Below are 17,559 nucleotides of genomic sequence, written 5' to 3'. Positions count from 1 at the left end.
AGCGTTATTAATTACTTCTACTTAACCAACTTTGCGGATTGTTGATGTCTGTATTGTGTGAAAGTAAAAACTTCAGTACTGTTTTTCCAGTACTATTAGTGTTAACTGTTCCAATGTTTTGTTTGATGCTTACTTTATCTCCTTTTTTCACAGATACATCACTTAAGTTTTGATAAACAGTAATGTAATCCCCGTGTTGAATAAGTACAGCTTTATTTCCTCCAGGTAATACTTGTACTTGTAATACGTCTCCTTGGAATACAGCTCTTGCTTTTGAACCAGCCTCTGTCGTAATCTCTAATCCACTATTGTGAATTGTAAGGTGTGTTTGTACTGGGTGTGGCTGGTCTCCATAAGGCAACGAAATATATCCTTTGCTTACTGGCCAAGGTAATTTACCTTTATTTGATTTAAAGTTATCTGCTACTATTTTCTCTTCTGGTGTAAGTTCAAATGCTGTTGCAGATTTACTTGTTGTAGTAGATTTAGTAGTTGTTTTACCTGCTTTTGCAGCTTTTTCACGAGCAATACGGTTAGCTTCTTCAATTGCCTCTTTAATTAATTGCTTAATTTTGCGGTCAATTGCTTTTGTTTGCTCTTGTTTATTTTTAATGTCTTGATTGTATTTCTTTTGATCTTTTTGAACAATTGCTACCAAGTCTTTTTGCTCTAAAAGGTCTTGTTGTAAATTCTTTTCATTTTTTTGTTGTTCAGCCAAAAGTTTTCGTTGTCTTTCTTTTTGAACTTCAAGTTTTACTAAAGCCTCTTTTAGTTCTTCTGCTTTCTCTTTTACTTCTTCTCCCTGTGCTTTTCTATAGTCAGCATATTGCTTCATATATTGTACGCGTTTATATGCCTGTACAAAGTTGTCAGATGATAAAATAAACATAATACGACTTTGGCTCGATTTAGTTTTATATGACTTTAAAACCATCTTAGCATAATCGTCTTTCAATGCTTTTAATTCAGCTTGAAGAGCATCTACTTCTCTCTGTGTCTTACTAATTGTAGTATTAGTTGTAGCAATTTGCATCTGAACATTTTGAATCAATTGTCTGTTCAGGTTTATCTTTCTATTTTGCTCTTCTATTTCAGCAAGAATATTACGTTCCTTAGTTTTTTCTTTTTGAAGTAGGTCTTGTACTACTTTTATCTCAACTAAAATTTGCTGTTTTTTACGTTCTAATTGTTCTTGCGTCTCTTTTGTTTGTCCCCAAGCAAACACAGTAAATAAGAAAAATAGGATGTAATATGCTCTTGTCATTTGTAGAATACTTCTGTGATTTGATCTTTTTAATTTAGTCCAACTCGCTTATAACCAGATGGTACTTTGTATTTGAAGTTTAAATCTTCATTAAAAGTAACATTGTCATAACGGATGTTCAAATGTATGGTTTTTTCTTGTCTTGCGAGAATATTAATTTCAGTTGGTGTAGTAAACTTATCTACCTTTTTATAACTTGGATAACTTATAGTTACGCTTCGATTTTTTGCTGTTTCTGATATCTCTTCTTTTTTCAATAGACCACTTTTATCTTCGAAGTAAAAAGCAGATTGAATATCTTCTTCTACGGCTGCTTCTAACTTGTGAAGACCATCTTCTATTGTACTATTGAGTTTTTTATTGAAACTTTTGCTATCAATAGCTTGACCTAATAAAAGGTTTTGAAACCGGTTGAAGTCTAATTCTGTACCAACCCATTTGCTTAAAACACTAAAATCTCCTTCAAAGTAAACGCCATTGATTTTCTCGTAATATTGAACTTGTTCTGGTGTTACAAGTGCTTTTGCTACAGGAAAACCTAAAAAGCGCACATTAATAAGTATTTGTTTGTCTTTTTCGATTAGTATATCCATCCCAAATTTGCGTGATTCTTTGTCAGATTCGAATGACGCTGAAGAACGAATTGCTGATGTGGTAAAGTCGTTATTATTTTTGTTGTGGTTGTTTAGTATCGTTAATACAGTTTTTGAGTTTGTTGCATCTTTTTCATCTAATAAAGAGCCAGAATTGCCTTTTTTACAACTAATAAGTAGGGAAATGCACAAAAATGTGAATACTATCTTTTTCATAACTACACTTGGAATAATCTGTTTATAGACAAGCAAGATAGATAAAAAAAATCCGTTTTAAATTACTTTAAAACGGATTTAATATTTTTAGTCTAATACAGAATAATCTCCTATACTAATGTTGGTATGCTTACCATCATATTTTGCATAGTTACCAATCATAGCATTGTCTAATTTCGCATTGCGAATAGTTGCGTTTGTTTGGATAAGACTATTTTCAATAGTTGAATCTTCTACGACTGAATTGTCTCCTAAAGAAACGTTTGGTCCAACTGTTGCATTTTTTAATACAACGTTATTTCCAATATAACAAGGTCTGATGATTGTACTGTTTTCAATTGTAATGTTTTCTGCTACAAAGTTTTCGTTGTCTTTTTCTAAGAAATTCAACATTCTTGTATTTGTTTCTACAGTTACATCTTTGTTTCCACAGTCCATCCACTCATCAACTTTACCAGGAACGAATAACATTCCTTTTTGCTTCATATTTTCTAAAGCATCAGTTAGTTGGTATTCTCCACCTTTGATGATATTGTTGTCAATTAAGTATTCTAATTCTTTACGTAGAACTTCTCCGCTTTTGAAGTAGTAAATACCGATAATTGCTAAATCAGAAACAAATTCTTTTGGTTTTTCAACGAAGTCAACAATTTCGTTTTTTTCGTTCAGTTGAACTACTCCAAAAGCACTTGGGTCTTCTACTTGTTTTACCCAAATTACACTGTCTGCTTCTTTGTTTAAGTTAAAGTCTGCTCTGAATAATGTATCAGCATAAGCTACTACGATTGGTCCTTGCATACTTTCTTTTGCACAAAGAATAGCGTGTGCTGTTCCTAAAGCTTCGTTTTGGTAACAGATTGTTCCTTTTGCACCTAATTTCTCTGCAATAGCAATTAAATCTTCTTCTACTTTTTTACCGAAACTTTCGTGGATGATAAAAGCGATTTCATCAATTTGGTCATTTAATACCTTAGCGATGTCTTCTACTAATCTATGTACAATTGGTTTTCCTGCGATTGGAATTAACGGTTTAGGAACCGTTAATGTGTGTGGACGTAAGCGTGAACCACGTCCAGCCATTGGCACGATTATTTTCATTTTCTAATTTCTTTGTATTTACTTCACTTATTTTACTCCTGTACTACCAAAACCACCAGCTCCTCTTTCTGTTTCATTTAAAACTTCTGCTGTTTGCCATTGAATTTGTTCAAATTTGGAAATAACCATTTGTGCAATACGTTCTCCGTTTTCAATTACAAATGGCTCTTTTGATAGGTTTACTACAATAACTCCTATTTCTCCTCTATAATCAGCATCTATCGTACCTGGGCTATTTAATAATGTAATACCTTTTTTAGCTGCTAATCCACTTCTTGGTCTGATTTGAGCTTCATATCCTTCTGGTAATTCAATGAATAATCCTGTCGGAACAATTGCTCTTTCAAGAGAATTTAATGTAATAGGCTCCGTTAAATTTGCTCTTAAATCCATACCTGCCGACTGTGAAGTTTCATAGTTTGGCAATGAGTGTTGAGATTTATTTATGATTTTTACTGTAGTCATACTTGTCTTTTTTATAGATAACAAATATAAAAAAGATATGAGTATATAAATAATTTATCGCTTGTTGATGTACGTATTAACATTTTTTAGTCGTTTTGTTATCAGATTTTAGAGAGGTTTTAAATTGAGTGTTTGTATAGTGTATGTATACTCCTTGTATAGTCAATGTATACTTTCTATGTAAAAGTGTACATTGACTATACATAAAATACACAATGAATATAGAAGCATTAGGATTAATAGGAGAATAAATGTTGCTGTGCTATCATTGTTATTTTGCTAATTTTTATAACAATAGATCGTAGGGCTATTGTATTTAAGATTGTACTTTTGTTTTCAAGTCATAAGAAAAAGCACAAATGAATCAAGAAAAAAAGTTTTTTAGCCTTAGTACAATCTTAAATAGAGTAAAGACTATTGTGGATGACGTTATTGCTGGAAATGCTTTTTGGGTTCGTGTTGAGATATCTCAAATCAAAGAGGATAGACGAGGACATATCTATTTAGATTTGGTAGAGAACAAAGATGGTGTTGTTTTGGCTAAATGTAGGGCTACTATTTGGCAAAAGAATGCTGTTGATATCAAAAGTAGATTAGCCGAAAATGCCAAGGAAATACTGAAAGATGGCTCTGAAATATTGTGTTATTGTGAGATTGTTTTTAGTACGGTTTACGGACTTTCTATTAATATATTGGATGTTGATTTGTCTTTTTCTTTAGGAGAGGTTGAACGTATTAAGCAGGAGAATTTAAAGAAACTGAAGGAAAATGGTTTGTTGGATCTAAATGCACGATTCCACTTACCAAAGGTTATTCAGAAAATAGCATTGATTAGCTCTGAACGAACAGCAGGACATGCTGATTTTGTGAATCAATTGACTAAAAATGAGTATGGCTATGTCTTTCACGTTACAGCGATAGATTGTCAGGTACAAGGTGAGTTTGCTTATGTGTCGATTATTAAAGCACTGAAAACAGCAAATGATTTAGAGTGTGATGCAGTTGTTGTTATAAGAGGCGGAGGGGCTGCTTTGGATTTAGATGTGTTTAATAATTACGCTTTAGCTGAAACGATTGCTAAGATGAATATGCCTGTTTTAACGGGAATTGGTCATGAAACAGATAGTACTGTGGCAGATTTCGTAGCAAATAGGTTTTTTAAAGCACCGAGTGCAGTGGCTGCGTTTATTGTAGAAAAAGCATACCATTTTGATGTGAATATTTCTCGTACCTATGATGGTATTATGCAGCTGTACAGACAACAAGTTACTATGAATAGGCATTTTGTTGATGTGACAGATAAGGAAATTAAATCTAAATCACTTGCGATTACTCGTTTGAAAAGGGGAGAACTTCACTTGGTTTCTAATCGGTTGATTAGTGAAGTAAAAAAGAGAATGGCTAAAGAAGAGTCTTTCTTGGAAATAAGTAAGCAAGCAATTGTGTTTCGACCTAAAACAATTCTTACAAAACAGAACCAGGTTTTGAAAGAGAAGGGGAGGATTATTTCTTTTTTAGGTGAACAAATGTTAGATACTCAAAAGCATACATTGGCTGTTTTACAAGAAAAATTGGGCTATCACGTGAATGGTTTTTTAAGACGTGAAAAAATTAGAATTAATGCGTTGGAAGAAATTCCTCAGCTTTATGATTTAGAGACAATCTTGAAAAAGGGATTTTCGATTGTTAGATTGAACGGAAAAACAATAAACTATAATACTGAAATGAAAGAAGGTGATGAGTTAGAGGTTATGGTTTTTAATAAAATATATATAATTACTTTAGGAAGTATTAAAGAGGTAGTATTATGGAACAACTTACTTATGAAAGCGCAGCTTTAGAGCTTGAAGAGATTTTAGAAGATTTAAAGAATGATGAAGTTACTGTTGATGAGCTTGCTCAAAAGGTTGAAAGAGCTTCTAAATTAATTGTTTTCTGTAAAGAAAAATTGAATTCAACGGAAAAACAAGTGGAAGGTATTATAGAACGATTAGGTTTATAAATGAAGAGGACTTTGTACAATACAAAGTCCTCTTTTTTGTTTATTTATGTTGTTCAGTAGTACTATTACTGATAAACTGCCTTACATCATCGGATGAAGGGAGTTCAAATATTTCTAAATGGAAGTAATCAACGGATGCTAATACGTGGTCAAATAAGTCTGCCATTACATTTTCATAGAATACCCATAATGTACTATTGGTAAACATATACAACTCTAATGGTAATCCGTGTTCTGTTGGTTGTAGATGCCTTACCATTAAGTAAAACTCTTTGTGAATGTTTGGGTTTTGTTGAGCATAACGCAATACATAGGCTCTGAAAAGTCCAATATTAGTCATTTTTCTTCCATTGACTGGCATCGACTGGTCTGCTTGTGTTTTCTCATTATATTCGTCTATTTCTTTTTGACGTTCTTCAATATAAGGTGCTAATAGTTGTATCTTTTTTAAATTCTCAATCTCGTGTTTTTCTAAAAAACGAATTGAAGACATTTTGATATTAATACTACGTTTTATTCTTCTTCCTCCTGAGTTTTGCATACCTCGGTAATTCTTAAATGAATCACTGATTAAAAGATAGGTTGGAATTGTAGTAATGGTTTTATCAAAATTTTGAACTTTTACGGTACTTAAGTTTATCTCTAAAACTGTTCCGTCTGCTCCAAATTTCGCCATCTCAATCCAGTCTCCCACGCGTACCATATCATTGGTAGATACTTGTATGCTGGCAACAAACCCCATAATAGTATCTTTAAAAATCAACATTAAAATGGCTGATGCGGCTCCTAAAGAGGCAAAGAAAGTACCTAATTTAACTCCGGTTATTGTCGAAAATATAAAGATGAATGCAAAGGTATATACTACAATGGTAGCTACTTGAGAATAACTATCGACAGGCTTGTCTGCTAATTTAGGTTTTGTTTTAGAGTAATCTCTAATACTACGTATAATAGATCGGAATAAGAATGTTATAGCAACCACCACTAATATATTAGTCAGAGAGATGGTAAAACTCGTTAAATTAGGAAAGCCCTTAAAAAAGATAGGGAATAGAATCTTTGCAAGTGCAATCGGAATTAAATGGGTGATATTGTGAAATACTTTGTTCTCTACTAATATATCGTCAAAGTTCGTTTTACTTTTTATAGCGAAACTTTTTACGAGTACAATGAATATGTTTTTTAGAATGTAATCTAAAATAAGCATACATATTGTAAAGGTTACTAATAGTAACACTGCTGTAGCAACGTGAGTTTCATACTCAGATAGCTGCAGAAAGTCTAAAAGATTAAAAAACCAATTGTATAGACCATTAAAATCAGAAGGGTCTACAATGTTATTTATATGGGGTACTAAGTGAAGTATACTCATTCGTGTTAATAGTTTTTGTAATTAAGGTATTATAATATAGCATTATAAACCGCTATTGCAAGTTTAATGGTTTTTATCTGTTTTTATTTCTAATAAAATGCAAATGTTTTGAGATTAGACAAAAAAAAGGGACTAAGTTTCCTTAATCCCTTTTTGTTACTGATATTTTATAGCTGAGGCTTATATTTGGTTAAGCATTGCATTGATTTTATCTAAGTTTGGAGTTAAGATAACTTCAATTCGTCTGTTTTTCGCTTTTCCTTCAGCTGTTTTATTGTCTGCAATAGGTGCAAATTCACTTCTTCCTGCTGCAGTAAGGTTCTTTTTGTCTATTCCTGCTGTTTTTTCAAGAATTGATACAATAGCTAATGATCTTTTAGTTGATAGATCCCAGTTGGTTGTTACACCATCTCCTAAGTTACCTAAGATTTTATCGTTATCGGTATGTCCTTCAATTAAAACTGTAATGTCTGGATTGTCAGCTAATACTTTTCCTAATTCTACTACTGCTTCGTTTCCTTCGTTGTTTACTGTCCAACTACCTGATTTAAACAATAACTTGTTTTCCATAGAAACGTAAACTTTACCATTTTTTTGTTCGATTGTAAGTCCACGTCCTTCAAAGGCATTTAAAGCTTTAGATAAATTATCTTTTAAAGCTCTCATCTGCTTGTCATTATTTGCTAAGATACTTTCTAATTCAGCAACGCGTTTTGCTTTTTCTTCTAATTCTGATTTAGCACTTGCTAATCTTGCTGCTTCTGCTTTTAATGTTTCAGCACTGTGTTTTTCTAAATTAGAATAAGAGTTTTCTAAATCTTTTAGCTTGTTTTGTGCTGCAGAAATTTCAGCATTTAGATTATTGCGTTCTTGTTGCAATTCACGCAACTGGTCTGCTAATTGTTTCTTGATTTGTTCTAAGTCTGTATTTGATGTGTTTAACAAGTCAAGGTCTGAACTTAAACGCTCGTTATCTTTTAATGCATCTTGATATTGAGCATCAAGTTCATTGTATAATCTTCTTGTTACACAAGATGAAAGCATTGTTACAGCTAATATGCTTAGGGCGATTTTACGTAATATCATATTGTAGTTTGTTTTTATTTGTTGTTTATGACTTTAGCTCTACAACAATAGGGCAGTGGTCAGAGTGTTTTACATCTGGTAAGATGCGAGCAGCTGTAATACGGTCTTCAAGGGGGGCAGATACCATATTATAATCAATACGCCAACCTTTATTGTTGTTTCTTGCGTTTGCTCTGTATGTCCACCAACTATAGTTGTGTGGTTCTTTGTTAAACATACGGAAACTATCAATGAATCCGTTTTCTATAAATTTACCTATCCAAGCTCTTTCTTCAGGTAAGAATCCTGATACTTTTGCATTTCTTACAGGATCGTGAATGTCAATTGCTTCGTGACATATATTGTAATCACCACAAATGACAAGATTTGGAAGTTCTTTTCTTAATTCATTTATATAAGTAAAGAAGTCATCCATATATTGATATTTAAAGTCTAAACGTTCAATATTTGAGGCAGAAGGTAAGTATAACGACATAACAGATACGGTATCAAAATCTACGCGTAGATTGCGACCTTCTGAGTCCATATACTCAATACCTGTTCCGTAGGCTACATTGTTCGGTTTTTCTTTACACAAAACCGCAACTCCACTATATCCTGCTTTTTGAGCTGAAAAATAATATTGGTATGGGTAACCTGCCGCCGCTAATTCTTCTGTTGGTATTTGACTTTCGTTAGCTTTGATTTCTTGTAAACAAATTACATCTGCATTTTCTTCTTGAATCCAGTCAATAAATCCTTTTTTTATTGCTGCTCGTATTCCATTTACATTGTATGAGATAATCTTCATGTTCCATTGATTGTTTGAATCGTCAAAAATAGAAAAAATATATCTTGTTGTTTAATAAGTTATCTTTGTTTTAATCAGAGATTTAAATGTTTTATAAAGTCATTATTGTTTTTTATAAGTTGTCTTTATTAAAATAAAACAGATTAGCTGAAGTTTTTAGTATATTTGTATTACTTAATTTTGAATATTAATGGGGTTAGTAACGGCGAAAGAAGTAGCAAAGGCAATTAACGTAGATAAATATGGTGTTTTAGGCACATTTTCAGGATGGCTTTTGATGAAGGCTCTGAAAATCACAACGTTAAATAAAATTTACGACCGCAATAAGCACTTAGAAAACCTTGATTTTTTAAATGCTATTTTAGAAGAGTTTCAAATCGAATTTGAAATTGATCCAGATGAACTAAAAAGATTGCCTAAAAAAGGGCCTTATATTACGATATCAAATCACCCATTGGGTGGTATTGATGGTATTTTATTGTTGAAATTAATGCAAGAGCACGATCCTAATTTTAAGATTGTTGCTAACTTTTTATTGCATAGAATTGAACCATTGAAACCTTATATTATGCCTGTCAATCCTTTTGAAAATAATAAGGATATAAAGTCAAGTGTAGTAGGGTTAAAAGATACTTTACGCCACCTTAGTGATGGCAAGCCTTTAGGAATTTTCCCTGCTGGGGAGGTTTCTACTTACCAAGATGATAGACTTGTTGTTGATAAACCTTGGGAAGAAGGGGCAATTAAATTAATTAAAAAGGCAAATGTTCCTGTTGTGCCTATTTACTTTCATGCAACGAATAGTAAATTATTCTATTTCTTATCGAAAATTAATCCAACATTGCGTACTGCAAAGTTGCCTTCTGAATTATTGACTCAGAAGAATAGAGTAATTAAGATTAGAATTGGACGTCCTATCTCTGTTGAGGAACAGAATGAGCATTATGATCTAAATGATTATGGTAATTTCTTGCGTTTTAAAACGTATTTATTATCGAATGCTTATAAGGATGAGGATAGTAGAAAGAGAATTAAAGTGCCTTCTTTTAATTTTAAATTTCCGAAAGTGGTTAAGGATATTATTGAACCACAACCAAAGGAAAAGATCTTAGAAGAAATTGAAGCACTGAGAGAAAATGATTCTCGTCTTCTCCAAAGTAAAAACTATGAGGTTTTCTTGTGTAAATCTGAGAAAATCCCGTGTATTCTACAGGAAATAGGTCGTTTAAGAGAAATAACTTTCCGCCAAGTAGGTGAAGGAACAAATAATGAATCAGATTTAGATCAATATGATAACTATTATCACCATATGTTCTTATGGGATAATGATGCAAATGAAATTTGTGGAGCTTATCGTATGGGATTGGGGTCTGAGATTTATAAAAAACATGGTATTAATGGTTTTTATTTGAATGAGTTATTCCGTTTTGAGTCTGAGTTGTATCCAATGCTTTCTCAGTCTATTGAAATGGGTAGGGCTTTTATTATAAAAGAGTATCAGCAAAAGCCAATGCCTCTGTTTTTATTGTGGAAAGGAATTGTACATACAACTTTACGTTTTCCTGAGCATAAGTACTTGATTGGTGGGGTGAGTATTAGTAATCAGTTTTCTGATTTCTCTAAGTCATTGATGATTGAGTTTATGCGTTCTCATTATTTTGATCCTTATATTGCACAATATATTACTCCTAAAATGGAGTATAAAGTGAACTTAAAGGATAGTGAAAAGGATTTAATCTTTAGTGAAACGGATTCGGATTTGAATAAATTTGATAAAATCATTGAAGATGTTGAGCCTGGAAAATTGAGATTACCTGTTTTGATTAAAAAATATATTAAACAAAATGCTAAGGTAGTTGCGTTTAATGTGGACCCTTTGTTTAATAATGCAATTGATGGATTAATGTATATTAAAATTGCTGATTTACCAGAGAGCACTGTTAAACCTGTAATGGAGGAGTTTGCTGCTGAATTGGAAAAGAAAATTCAGGAAGAGAATAATAAAACGGAAGAGTAATCTGACGGAACTATAAATACAAAAAGAGGGATTATCAATTTGATAATCCCTCTTTTTGTATTTTAATGTGTTACCTAATTTTATAGTGCGTAAAGCGATATTGTTTTATAGGGGTGACATTAGTTGTTTAGTAATTTTATTTTGTCAATGATTACTTGTGCTAATTTTTCTTTGCTTTCAATAGTCCAACCTGCAATATGAGGTGATAGTAATACATTTTTAGCTTGTACTAAGTACTGCATTGGTTCAGGAAGTGTATTGTCACTAAACATATTTTCGAAAGATGATTTTTCATATTCTAAAACATCTAATGCGGCTCCTAATACTTTTCCTTGTTTAAGGGCATTGACTAATGCTGCTGTATTTACAGACTTACCTCGTGCAGTATTGACAAACCAGATTGGTTTTTTTAAACGGTTGATGAATTGTTCATCAATCATATTCATTGTCTCTGGTGTTTGTGGGGTGTGTAAACTTAGAATATCTACTTGTTCTTGTAGTTCTTCTAAAGTTACTTGTTTTGCAAATTGATTTTCTAAGCCTTCTTTGATGTCATAGAAAATAACTTTACAGTCAAAGCCTTGTAGGCGTTTTGCAAAAGCATTTCCCATATTTCCATAACCTATAATTCCTACTGTTTTTCCTTCAATTTCATACCCACGATTGCCTTCTCTTATCCAAATTCCTTCTCTAACTTCTTGGTCTACCAAGTTTAGTTTGTTCATTAAGGTTAGCAACATACCTAAAGCGTGTTCTCCAACGGCTGTTCTATTTCCTTCCGGAGCAGCAATTAGTGCTATTCCTTTTGTAGTAGCATAGTCGCACTCAATGTTTTCTAATCCTGCACCAACACGACCAATAAATTTTAAATTAGTGGCAGAGTCTAAAAAGGTTTTGTCTATTTTAAACCTACTTCTAATGATTACACCTTCATATTCGGAAATAGTTTGTTCTATTTCTTCTTTTGTAGAAGTATAGTTTTCTACATTTTCATATCCCATTTGAGCTAATTGCTCTATCATTAACGGGTGGTTACTGTCAATATGTAAAACTTTTCTTGTATTCATTTGATTAGATTTTGTGGATATTGTTTAGAGATTTTAGAAACCTAATATAGCTTTTGCTATTGAAAAGTAAATTAAAATTCCAAAGATATCATTGCTGGTTGTGATAAATGGACCTGTCGCTAAAGCGGGGTCAATACCGTATTTGTTTAAGAAAATGGGAACAAACGTTCCGATTAAACTTGCGATTATAATAACACTAATTAGGGCTATTGAAACTGTAATACCTATTATATAATCTACTCCTAATAAGAAGTGACTACCAATCATCATAAGTATAGCAAGTAAAAACCCATTTAGTAAACTTAAAGTAACTTCTTTTCCAAGACGTTTCCAAATTGAACCTGTAATACTGTTATTTGCTAATCCTTGTACTATAATTGCAGAGGATTGAACTCCTACGTTTCCTGCCATTGCTGCAATTAATGGAGTGAAAAAGAATAGTACACCAAATTTCTCCATCGCTCCTTCAAAGCTTCGGGATACATTTACAGCTACAAATCCTCCGATCATAGCTAAGATTAACCAAGGTAATCGTGCTCGTGTAAGGGTTAGAATACTATCGTTTGCTTCTACGTCTTGTGAGATACCTGCAGCTAATTGGTAATCTTTATCTGCCTCTTCTTTGATTACGTCAACAATATCATCTATGGTAATACGACCTACTAAACGACCCATTTCATCTACTACGGGTATGGCTTCTAAGTCATATTTTTGCATAATACGTGCTACTTCAACATCTTTTGTGTCTACTTTTACAGAATCTACATTTCTAATATAGACATCACTAATATGTGTGGTTGTTGATGTAGTAAGTAAATCTTTTAATGATAAACGTCCTTTTAAACGCCCTTCATTATCTAATACATAAATTGAGTGTACGCGTGAAACATGTTCTGCTTGTTTACGCATTTCTTTTACACAAGTTAGAACTGACCAGTTTTCATTTACAGATACAAACTCTTTGGCCATTAATCCTCCTGCTGTATCTTCATCGTAGCGTAATAACTCTACAATGTCTTTTGCGTGTTCTAAATCTTCTAACTCGGAAAGAACTTCTTCTTTTCTATCTTCTGATAATTCTGAAATAATATCTGCAGCGTCATCTGTGTCTAATTCGTCTAATTCTTCTGCAATTTCTTTTGGTGAAAGGGATTTTAATATTTTTTCACGTACGTCTTCATCTAATTCTAATAATATCTCTGCAGTTACTTCACTGTCTAAAATGTCAAAAATATAAATGGCTTCCTCAGTAGAAAGCTCATTCATTATTTCTGCTATATCTGCATAGTGAATATCTTTTAGGATATGAAGAAGCTCCTTTTCATTATTATCAGCAATTAAATCTTCAAATTGTTGGATAGATTCTTTACTGATTTTAAACTCCATTGGCTTCTATTTTTTGTGTAATTTCTATAAATTGTTCGTAACCTAATTGCTCTGGTCTTAGGTTGAATATCTCTTGTTCTCTGATCTCTTCAGGTAAATTGAAACTCTTTAGACTGTTTCTTAATGTTTTTCTTCTTTGATTGAAGGCTGTTTTTACTACGTTGAAAAATAGCTTTTCGTTACATGGTAAGCTGTAGTTTTCTTTACGTCTCATACGCATCACACCTGACTTAACTTTTGGTGGTGGATTGAATACGTGTTCTGAAACAGTAAATAAATACTCTACTTCATAGAATGCTTGGGTTAACACAGATAAAATTCCGTAGGCTTTGCTTCCTTTTTTCTCACAGATTCTTTCAGCTACTTCTTTTTGGAACATACCTGAAAATTCTGGAACGTAATCGCGTAACTCTAAGGCTCTAAATACAATTTGAGTTGATATATTGTAAGGGAAGTTTCCAATTACTGCAAAAGGCTCTTGTTTGAATGCAGTTGTTATATCGAACTTTAAAAAGTCTTGTGCGAAAATGTGGTCTCTTAATTTCGGATAATGTTGGTGTAAATAGTCTACTGATTCTGTGTCAATTTCAACAACAAAGGTTTCTGTAGGCTTGTCTAAGATGTATTTTGTTAATACTCCCATTCCTGGACCGATTTCTAATACTTTCTTATATCCTTCTAAGGTTAACGTATCTGCTATGCGTTTAGCTACACTTTCGTCTGTTAAAAAATGTTGACCTAAGTGTTTTTTTGCTCTTACTTTATCCATCTACTTGTTGTTAATATTCACGGATTAATTCTAATTCTGTTTTAAAGGTAAGCATTAACTCACCAAATAACTTTCTTGACTCATTTTCAAAGCGATCAAAGTCTTCTTTGTAAAACTGTTCTAATAGTTCTTTACTTTGGGTTTCAAATTGAAGAGAGTATGTTTGTCCTCCCATTTCTTCTTCAATCAAGACTTTTACCATTCTTGCTTTGTCAAATTTGCCTGTTGCAAGTATTCCTGGTATATAAGTGTTGTTAATCCATTTCATCCATGTATCATGGGCACTCTCGTGTATGTTAACCGTAACATTGTATATAATCATCGCTCTTCGTTTTGAATTAAGTAAAGATTTGCTGTGCAAAGATAAAAAAAGCACCAAATGTCTTTTTTCGGATTTGGTGCTTTTTTAGTTATTGTATTTGTTTTATTTAGTCGATAATATCAAATCCTGTATAAGGACGTAATGCTTCTGGTATTACAATTCCTTCTGGTGTTTGATAGTTTTCAAGTATTCCTGCTAATACACGTGGTAAAGCTAATGAGCTTCCGTTTAATGTATGTGCTAATTGATTTTTACCTTCTTTGTCTTTAAAACGTAATTTTAATCTGTTAGCTTGGAATGTCTCAAAGTTTGAAACTGAACTAATCTCTAACCATCTGTCTTGTGCTGTAGAGAATACTTCAAAGTCATATGTTAATGAAGAAGTGAATCCCATATCTCCACCACATAATCTTAAGATTCTGTATGGTAATTTTAATTCGTCTAAAATTCCTTTAACGTGCTCAACCATTCCGTCTAATGCGATATATGAATTCTCTGGACGTTCAATTCTTACAATCTCTACTTTGTCAAATTGGTGTAAACGGTTTAAACCTCTAACGTGTGCTCCATATGAACCTGCTTCTCTACGGAAACATGGTGTGTATGCTGTACATTGAATTGGTAATTCGCTTTCTTGTAAGATTACATCACGGAAGATGTTTGTTACAGGAACTTCTGCAGTTGGGATTAAGTATAAATCATCTACTGTAGAGTGATACATTTGCCCTTCTTTGTCTGGCAATTGCCCTGTTCCATATCCTGATGCCTCATTGATTAAATGAGGTACTTGGTATTCTTTGTATCCTGCTGCTGTATTCTTGTCTAAAAAGTAAGAGATTAACGCTCTTTGTAAACGTGCTCCTTTACCTTTATATACAGGGAATCCTGCTCCAGTAATTTTATTACCTAATTCGAAATCGATAATATCGTATTTTTTTGCTAATTCCCAGTGTGGTAATGCGCCTTCATGTAATGTTGGTACTTCTCCTGCTTGGAATACATTCAAGTTATCGTCTGCATCTTTTCCTGGAGGAACAATGTCTGCTGGTACGTTAGGTAAAGTGTATAACTTCTCTGTTAAGTCTGCAGAAATATTGTTTAATTCTTCAGTTAATTGTTTGCTTTGCTCACGTAAGTTTGATGTTTTCTCTTTAATGATTTCTGCTTTCGCTTTCTCACCACTTTTCATCAACTCACCGATGCTTTTGGATAGCTTGTTAGATTCTGCTAATACATTGTCTAATTCAACTTGTGTGCTTCTTCTTTTTTCATCTAATTCCAACACTTCGTTTAGCAAATCTGCAACATCAAGATTTCTTTTGGCTAAGCCTTTAACCACTTTCTCTTGATTTTCTCTAATAAAAGCTATCTGTAACATATTATAAATATTAATTGATAGAGCAAAGTTAGAAAATAGTTTTCTATTATAGCTTATTTTCTGTTCGTTGGTTGTATTTTTCTCTTTTTTGAATGTGATATTAGCTGTTATTTACTTTTTAATGACTATATGTTGTTGTTTTTATAGATTGAAATTTGTTTTTTCATGTGAAGAATAGGGGAAATAGACTCCTTGTTCAAAAAAAAAGTGAAATACTGAAAGTAATCAGTTATTTTTGTTCCTTATTTATAAGATTGTAATAAAACGAAATGGATATACTTATTAAATTATCTCAATTCTTATTGAGCTTGTCGCTATTAATTATTTTGCATGAGTTAGGTCACTTTATTCCTGCTAAACTTTTTAAAACTCGTGTTGAGAAGTTTTACTTGTTTTTCGATGTAAAGTTCTCCTTGTTTAAAAAGAAAATTGGGGACACAGTTTATGGTATTGGATGGCTGCCTCTTGGAGGTTATGTAAAAATTGCTGGTATGGTGGACGAAAGTATGGATACTGAACAGCTGAAAAGTGAACCACAGCCTTGGGAGTTTCGATCTAAACCGGCTTGGCAAAGATTAATAATAATGTTAGGTGGTGTTTTTGTAAACTTTGTGCTTGCTTTCATTATATATATAGGTATGGCTTATACGTATGGAGAACTTTTTATTTCTAATAAAGATATTAAAAATGGGGTATGGGTACAGTCTCCTATTTTAAAGGATGCTGGATTACAAAGTGGTGATAAAATACTTGCTGTGGATGGTAAGGAGATTGTTAAGTTTAATGATTTGCCAGAGGCTGTTTTATTAGGACATTCTATCGAGATTGAGAGAGAAGGTGTGAATAAGACTGTTACATTGCCTACTGATTTTTTAGGTCAGGTTACACAAAGTAAAGGAATGGGCTTTGTTGCTCTTCGTATTCCTTTTGTGGTAACGGGACTTGCTGAAGATTCTGCTAATGAAAAGGTGTTAGTCGCTAAGGATGTCGTGAAAAGTATTAATGGTGTTGATACTCCTTTTGTTGATATGGTGATGGGGGTTCTTGATGAGAATAAAGGAAAAACTGTTCCTGCTGTTGTTGAAAGAGATGGAAAAGAGGTTGCAGTTAACTTAGATATTGATACTGAGGGTAAATTGAATGTGATGTTTGCTGGAGGATTGCCTTTGGATAACTTGGAGAAATTAGGACTTTATACTATCAGTCAAGAGAAGTATTCGTTGATTGAGTCGATTCCTGTCGGATTGCAAAATGGAAAGGATCGCGTTGTTAGTTATTTTGCTCAATTGAAAAAAATTGTTCAACCTGAAACAGGTGCTTATAAAGGATTAGGTGGTTTTATGGCTATTTATGATATTTTCCCTCAAGTATGGAGCTGGCAAGTTTTCTGGAGCATTACTGCTATGTTGTCAATTATGCTTGGAGTGATGAACTTATTACCTATTCCTGCACTTGATGGTGGACACGTAATATTTTTATTGTACGAAATGATATCAGGTAGAAAGCCAAGTGATAAGTTTTTGGAAAATGCGCAAATGGTTGGTTTCTTTATACTTATAGGGTTACTTCTGTTTGCTAATGGGAATGATATTTATAAGGCAATATTTGTGAAGTAATAAAAAAATAAAAAAAAAGGTATTTGTGTTTGCAAGATTAGAAAAACATTATATCTTTGCATCGCAATAAAGGTAGAAAATAACCTTCCTCCTTAGCTCAGTTGGTTAGAGCATCTGA

The 17,559-nt window shown here is 32.8% G+C and carries 16 protein-coding genes; 4 read left to right on the top strand and 12 right to left on the bottom strand.

Going from position 1 to position 17,559, the window contains the following annotated elements; genetic code table 11:
* Window positions 1–7: 7 nt before the first annotated feature.
* The 4 genes from AABL81_RS09525 to dut all read right to left on the bottom strand — a co-directional run bounded on the left by AABL81_RS09525 (window position 8) and on the right by dut (window position 3,636).
* Window positions 8–1,264 carry a murein hydrolase activator EnvC family protein gene (locus AABL81_RS09525; protein ID WP_158209825.1) on the bottom strand — a complete coding sequence of 419 codons (1,257 nt, stop codon included), beginning with the start codon at window positions 1,262–1,264 and terminating at the stop codon, window positions 8–10.
* A gap of 29 nt (window positions 1,265–1,293) precedes the next feature.
* Window positions 1,294–2,073 (bottom strand): DUF4292 domain-containing protein, encoded by a 780-nt coding sequence (locus tag AABL81_RS09520; RefSeq protein WP_158209826.1) that lies wholly within the window; start codon window positions 2,071–2,073, stop codon window positions 1,294–1,296.
* Between the two features lie 87 nt (window positions 2,074–2,160).
* Window positions 2,161–3,171 carry a sugar phosphate nucleotidyltransferase gene (locus AABL81_RS09515; protein WP_341340895.1) on the bottom strand — a complete coding sequence of 337 codons (1,011 nt, stop codon included), beginning with the start codon at window positions 3,169–3,171 and terminating at the stop codon, window positions 2,161–2,163.
* 27 nt (window positions 3,172–3,198) lie between these two features.
* Window positions 3,199–3,636 (bottom strand): dUTP diphosphatase, encoded by a 438-nt coding sequence (gene dut / locus AABL81_RS09510; RefSeq protein WP_341340894.1) that lies wholly within the window; start codon window positions 3,634–3,636, stop codon window positions 3,199–3,201.
* Between the two features lie 359 nt (window positions 3,637–3,995).
* Here dut and xseA point away from each other — a divergent pair, with 359 nt between their 5' ends.
* Both xseA and xseB read left to right on the top strand, forming a co-directional pair.
* Complete coding sequence (xseA, locus tag AABL81_RS09505) at window positions 3,996–5,477, top strand: exodeoxyribonuclease VII large subunit (protein ID WP_341340893.1); 1,482 nt, start codon at window positions 3,996–3,998, stop codon at window positions 5,475–5,477.
* On the top strand, window positions 5,444–5,638 hold the full coding sequence (xseB, locus tag AABL81_RS09500; protein WP_090404810.1) for an exodeoxyribonuclease VII small subunit: 195 nt from the start codon (window positions 5,444–5,446) through the stop codon (window positions 5,636–5,638). Before xseA ends, xseB begins: the two co-directional genes overlap by 34 nt.
* Before the next feature lie 40 nt (window positions 5,639–5,678).
* Here the strand turns inward: xseB and AABL81_RS09495 are convergent, their stop codons facing one another.
* From AABL81_RS09495 to AABL81_RS09485, 3 genes are all read right to left on the bottom strand, one after another.
* Window positions 5,679–7,010, bottom strand: a complete 1,332-nt coding sequence (locus tag AABL81_RS09495; RefSeq protein ID WP_341340892.1) for a mechanosensitive ion channel family protein — start codon at window positions 7,008–7,010, stop codon at window positions 5,679–5,681.
* A 180-nt stretch (window positions 7,011–7,190) separates the two neighbouring features.
* The gene (locus AABL81_RS09490; RefSeq protein WP_158209831.1) at window positions 7,191–8,096 is read right to left on the bottom strand and encodes an OmpA/MotB family protein; all 906 of its coding nucleotides are present in this window, start codon (window positions 8,094–8,096) and stop codon (window positions 7,191–7,193) included.
* A gap of 25 nt (window positions 8,097–8,121) precedes the next feature.
* The gene (locus tag AABL81_RS09485; protein ID WP_158209832.1) at window positions 8,122–8,886 is read right to left on the bottom strand and encodes an exodeoxyribonuclease III; all 765 of its coding nucleotides are present in this window, start codon (window positions 8,884–8,886) and stop codon (window positions 8,122–8,124) included.
* A gap of 190 nt (window positions 8,887–9,076) precedes the next feature.
* Here AABL81_RS09485 and AABL81_RS09480 point away from each other — a divergent pair, with 190 nt between their 5' ends.
* The gene (locus AABL81_RS09480) at window positions 9,077–10,903 is read left to right on the top strand and encodes a GNAT family N-acyltransferase (protein ID WP_158209833.1); all 1,827 of its coding nucleotides are present in this window, start codon (window positions 9,077–9,079) and stop codon (window positions 10,901–10,903) included.
* Between the two features lie 119 nt (window positions 10,904–11,022).
* Here the strand turns inward: AABL81_RS09480 and AABL81_RS09475 are convergent, their stop codons facing one another.
* From AABL81_RS09475 to serS, 5 genes are all read right to left on the bottom strand, one after another.
* Entirely contained in the window at window positions 11,023–11,970 is a 948-nt protein-coding gene (locus AABL81_RS09475) for a 2-hydroxyacid dehydrogenase (RefSeq protein ID WP_158209834.1), read from the bottom strand.
* 33 nt (window positions 11,971–12,003) lie between these two features.
* On the bottom strand, window positions 12,004–13,356 hold the full coding sequence (gene mgtE / locus AABL81_RS09470; protein WP_158209835.1) for a magnesium transporter: 1,353 nt from the start codon (window positions 13,354–13,356) through the stop codon (window positions 12,004–12,006).
* A complete protein-coding gene (gene rsmA / locus AABL81_RS09465; protein WP_158209836.1) occupies window positions 13,346–14,125 on the bottom strand; it encodes a 16S rRNA (adenine(1518)-N(6)/adenine(1519)-N(6))-dimethyltransferase RsmA in 780 nt (259 codons plus the stop codon). Before rsmA ends, mgtE begins: the two co-directional genes overlap by 11 nt.
* 10 nt (window positions 14,126–14,135) lie before the next feature.
* Window positions 14,136–14,447 carry a DUF4286 family protein gene (locus tag AABL81_RS09460; protein ID WP_158209837.1) on the bottom strand — a complete coding sequence of 104 codons (312 nt, stop codon included), beginning with the start codon at window positions 14,445–14,447 and terminating at the stop codon, window positions 14,136–14,138.
* A gap of 106 nt (window positions 14,448–14,553) precedes the next feature.
* Window positions 14,554–15,825, bottom strand: a complete 1,272-nt coding sequence (gene serS / locus AABL81_RS09455) for a serine--tRNA ligase (RefSeq protein WP_158209838.1) — start codon at window positions 15,823–15,825, stop codon at window positions 14,554–14,556.
* A 269-nt stretch (window positions 15,826–16,094) separates the two neighbouring features.
* Between serS and rseP the strand changes: the two genes are divergently transcribed.
* Window positions 16,095–17,441 (top strand): RIP metalloprotease RseP, encoded by a 1,347-nt coding sequence (gene rseP, locus AABL81_RS09450; protein WP_341340891.1) that lies wholly within the window; start codon window positions 16,095–16,097, stop codon window positions 17,439–17,441.
* The last annotated feature ends 118 nt before the right edge of the window (window positions 17,442–17,559 follow it).

Origin of the sequence: Myroides sp. C1519 (assembly GCF_038039755.1) — a bacterium.
Taxonomy (GTDB): Bacteria; Bacteroidota; Bacteroidia; order Flavobacteriales; family Flavobacteriaceae; genus Flavobacterium; species Flavobacterium phaeum_A.
This window is presented reverse-complemented; position numbering and strand designations above follow the sequence as displayed.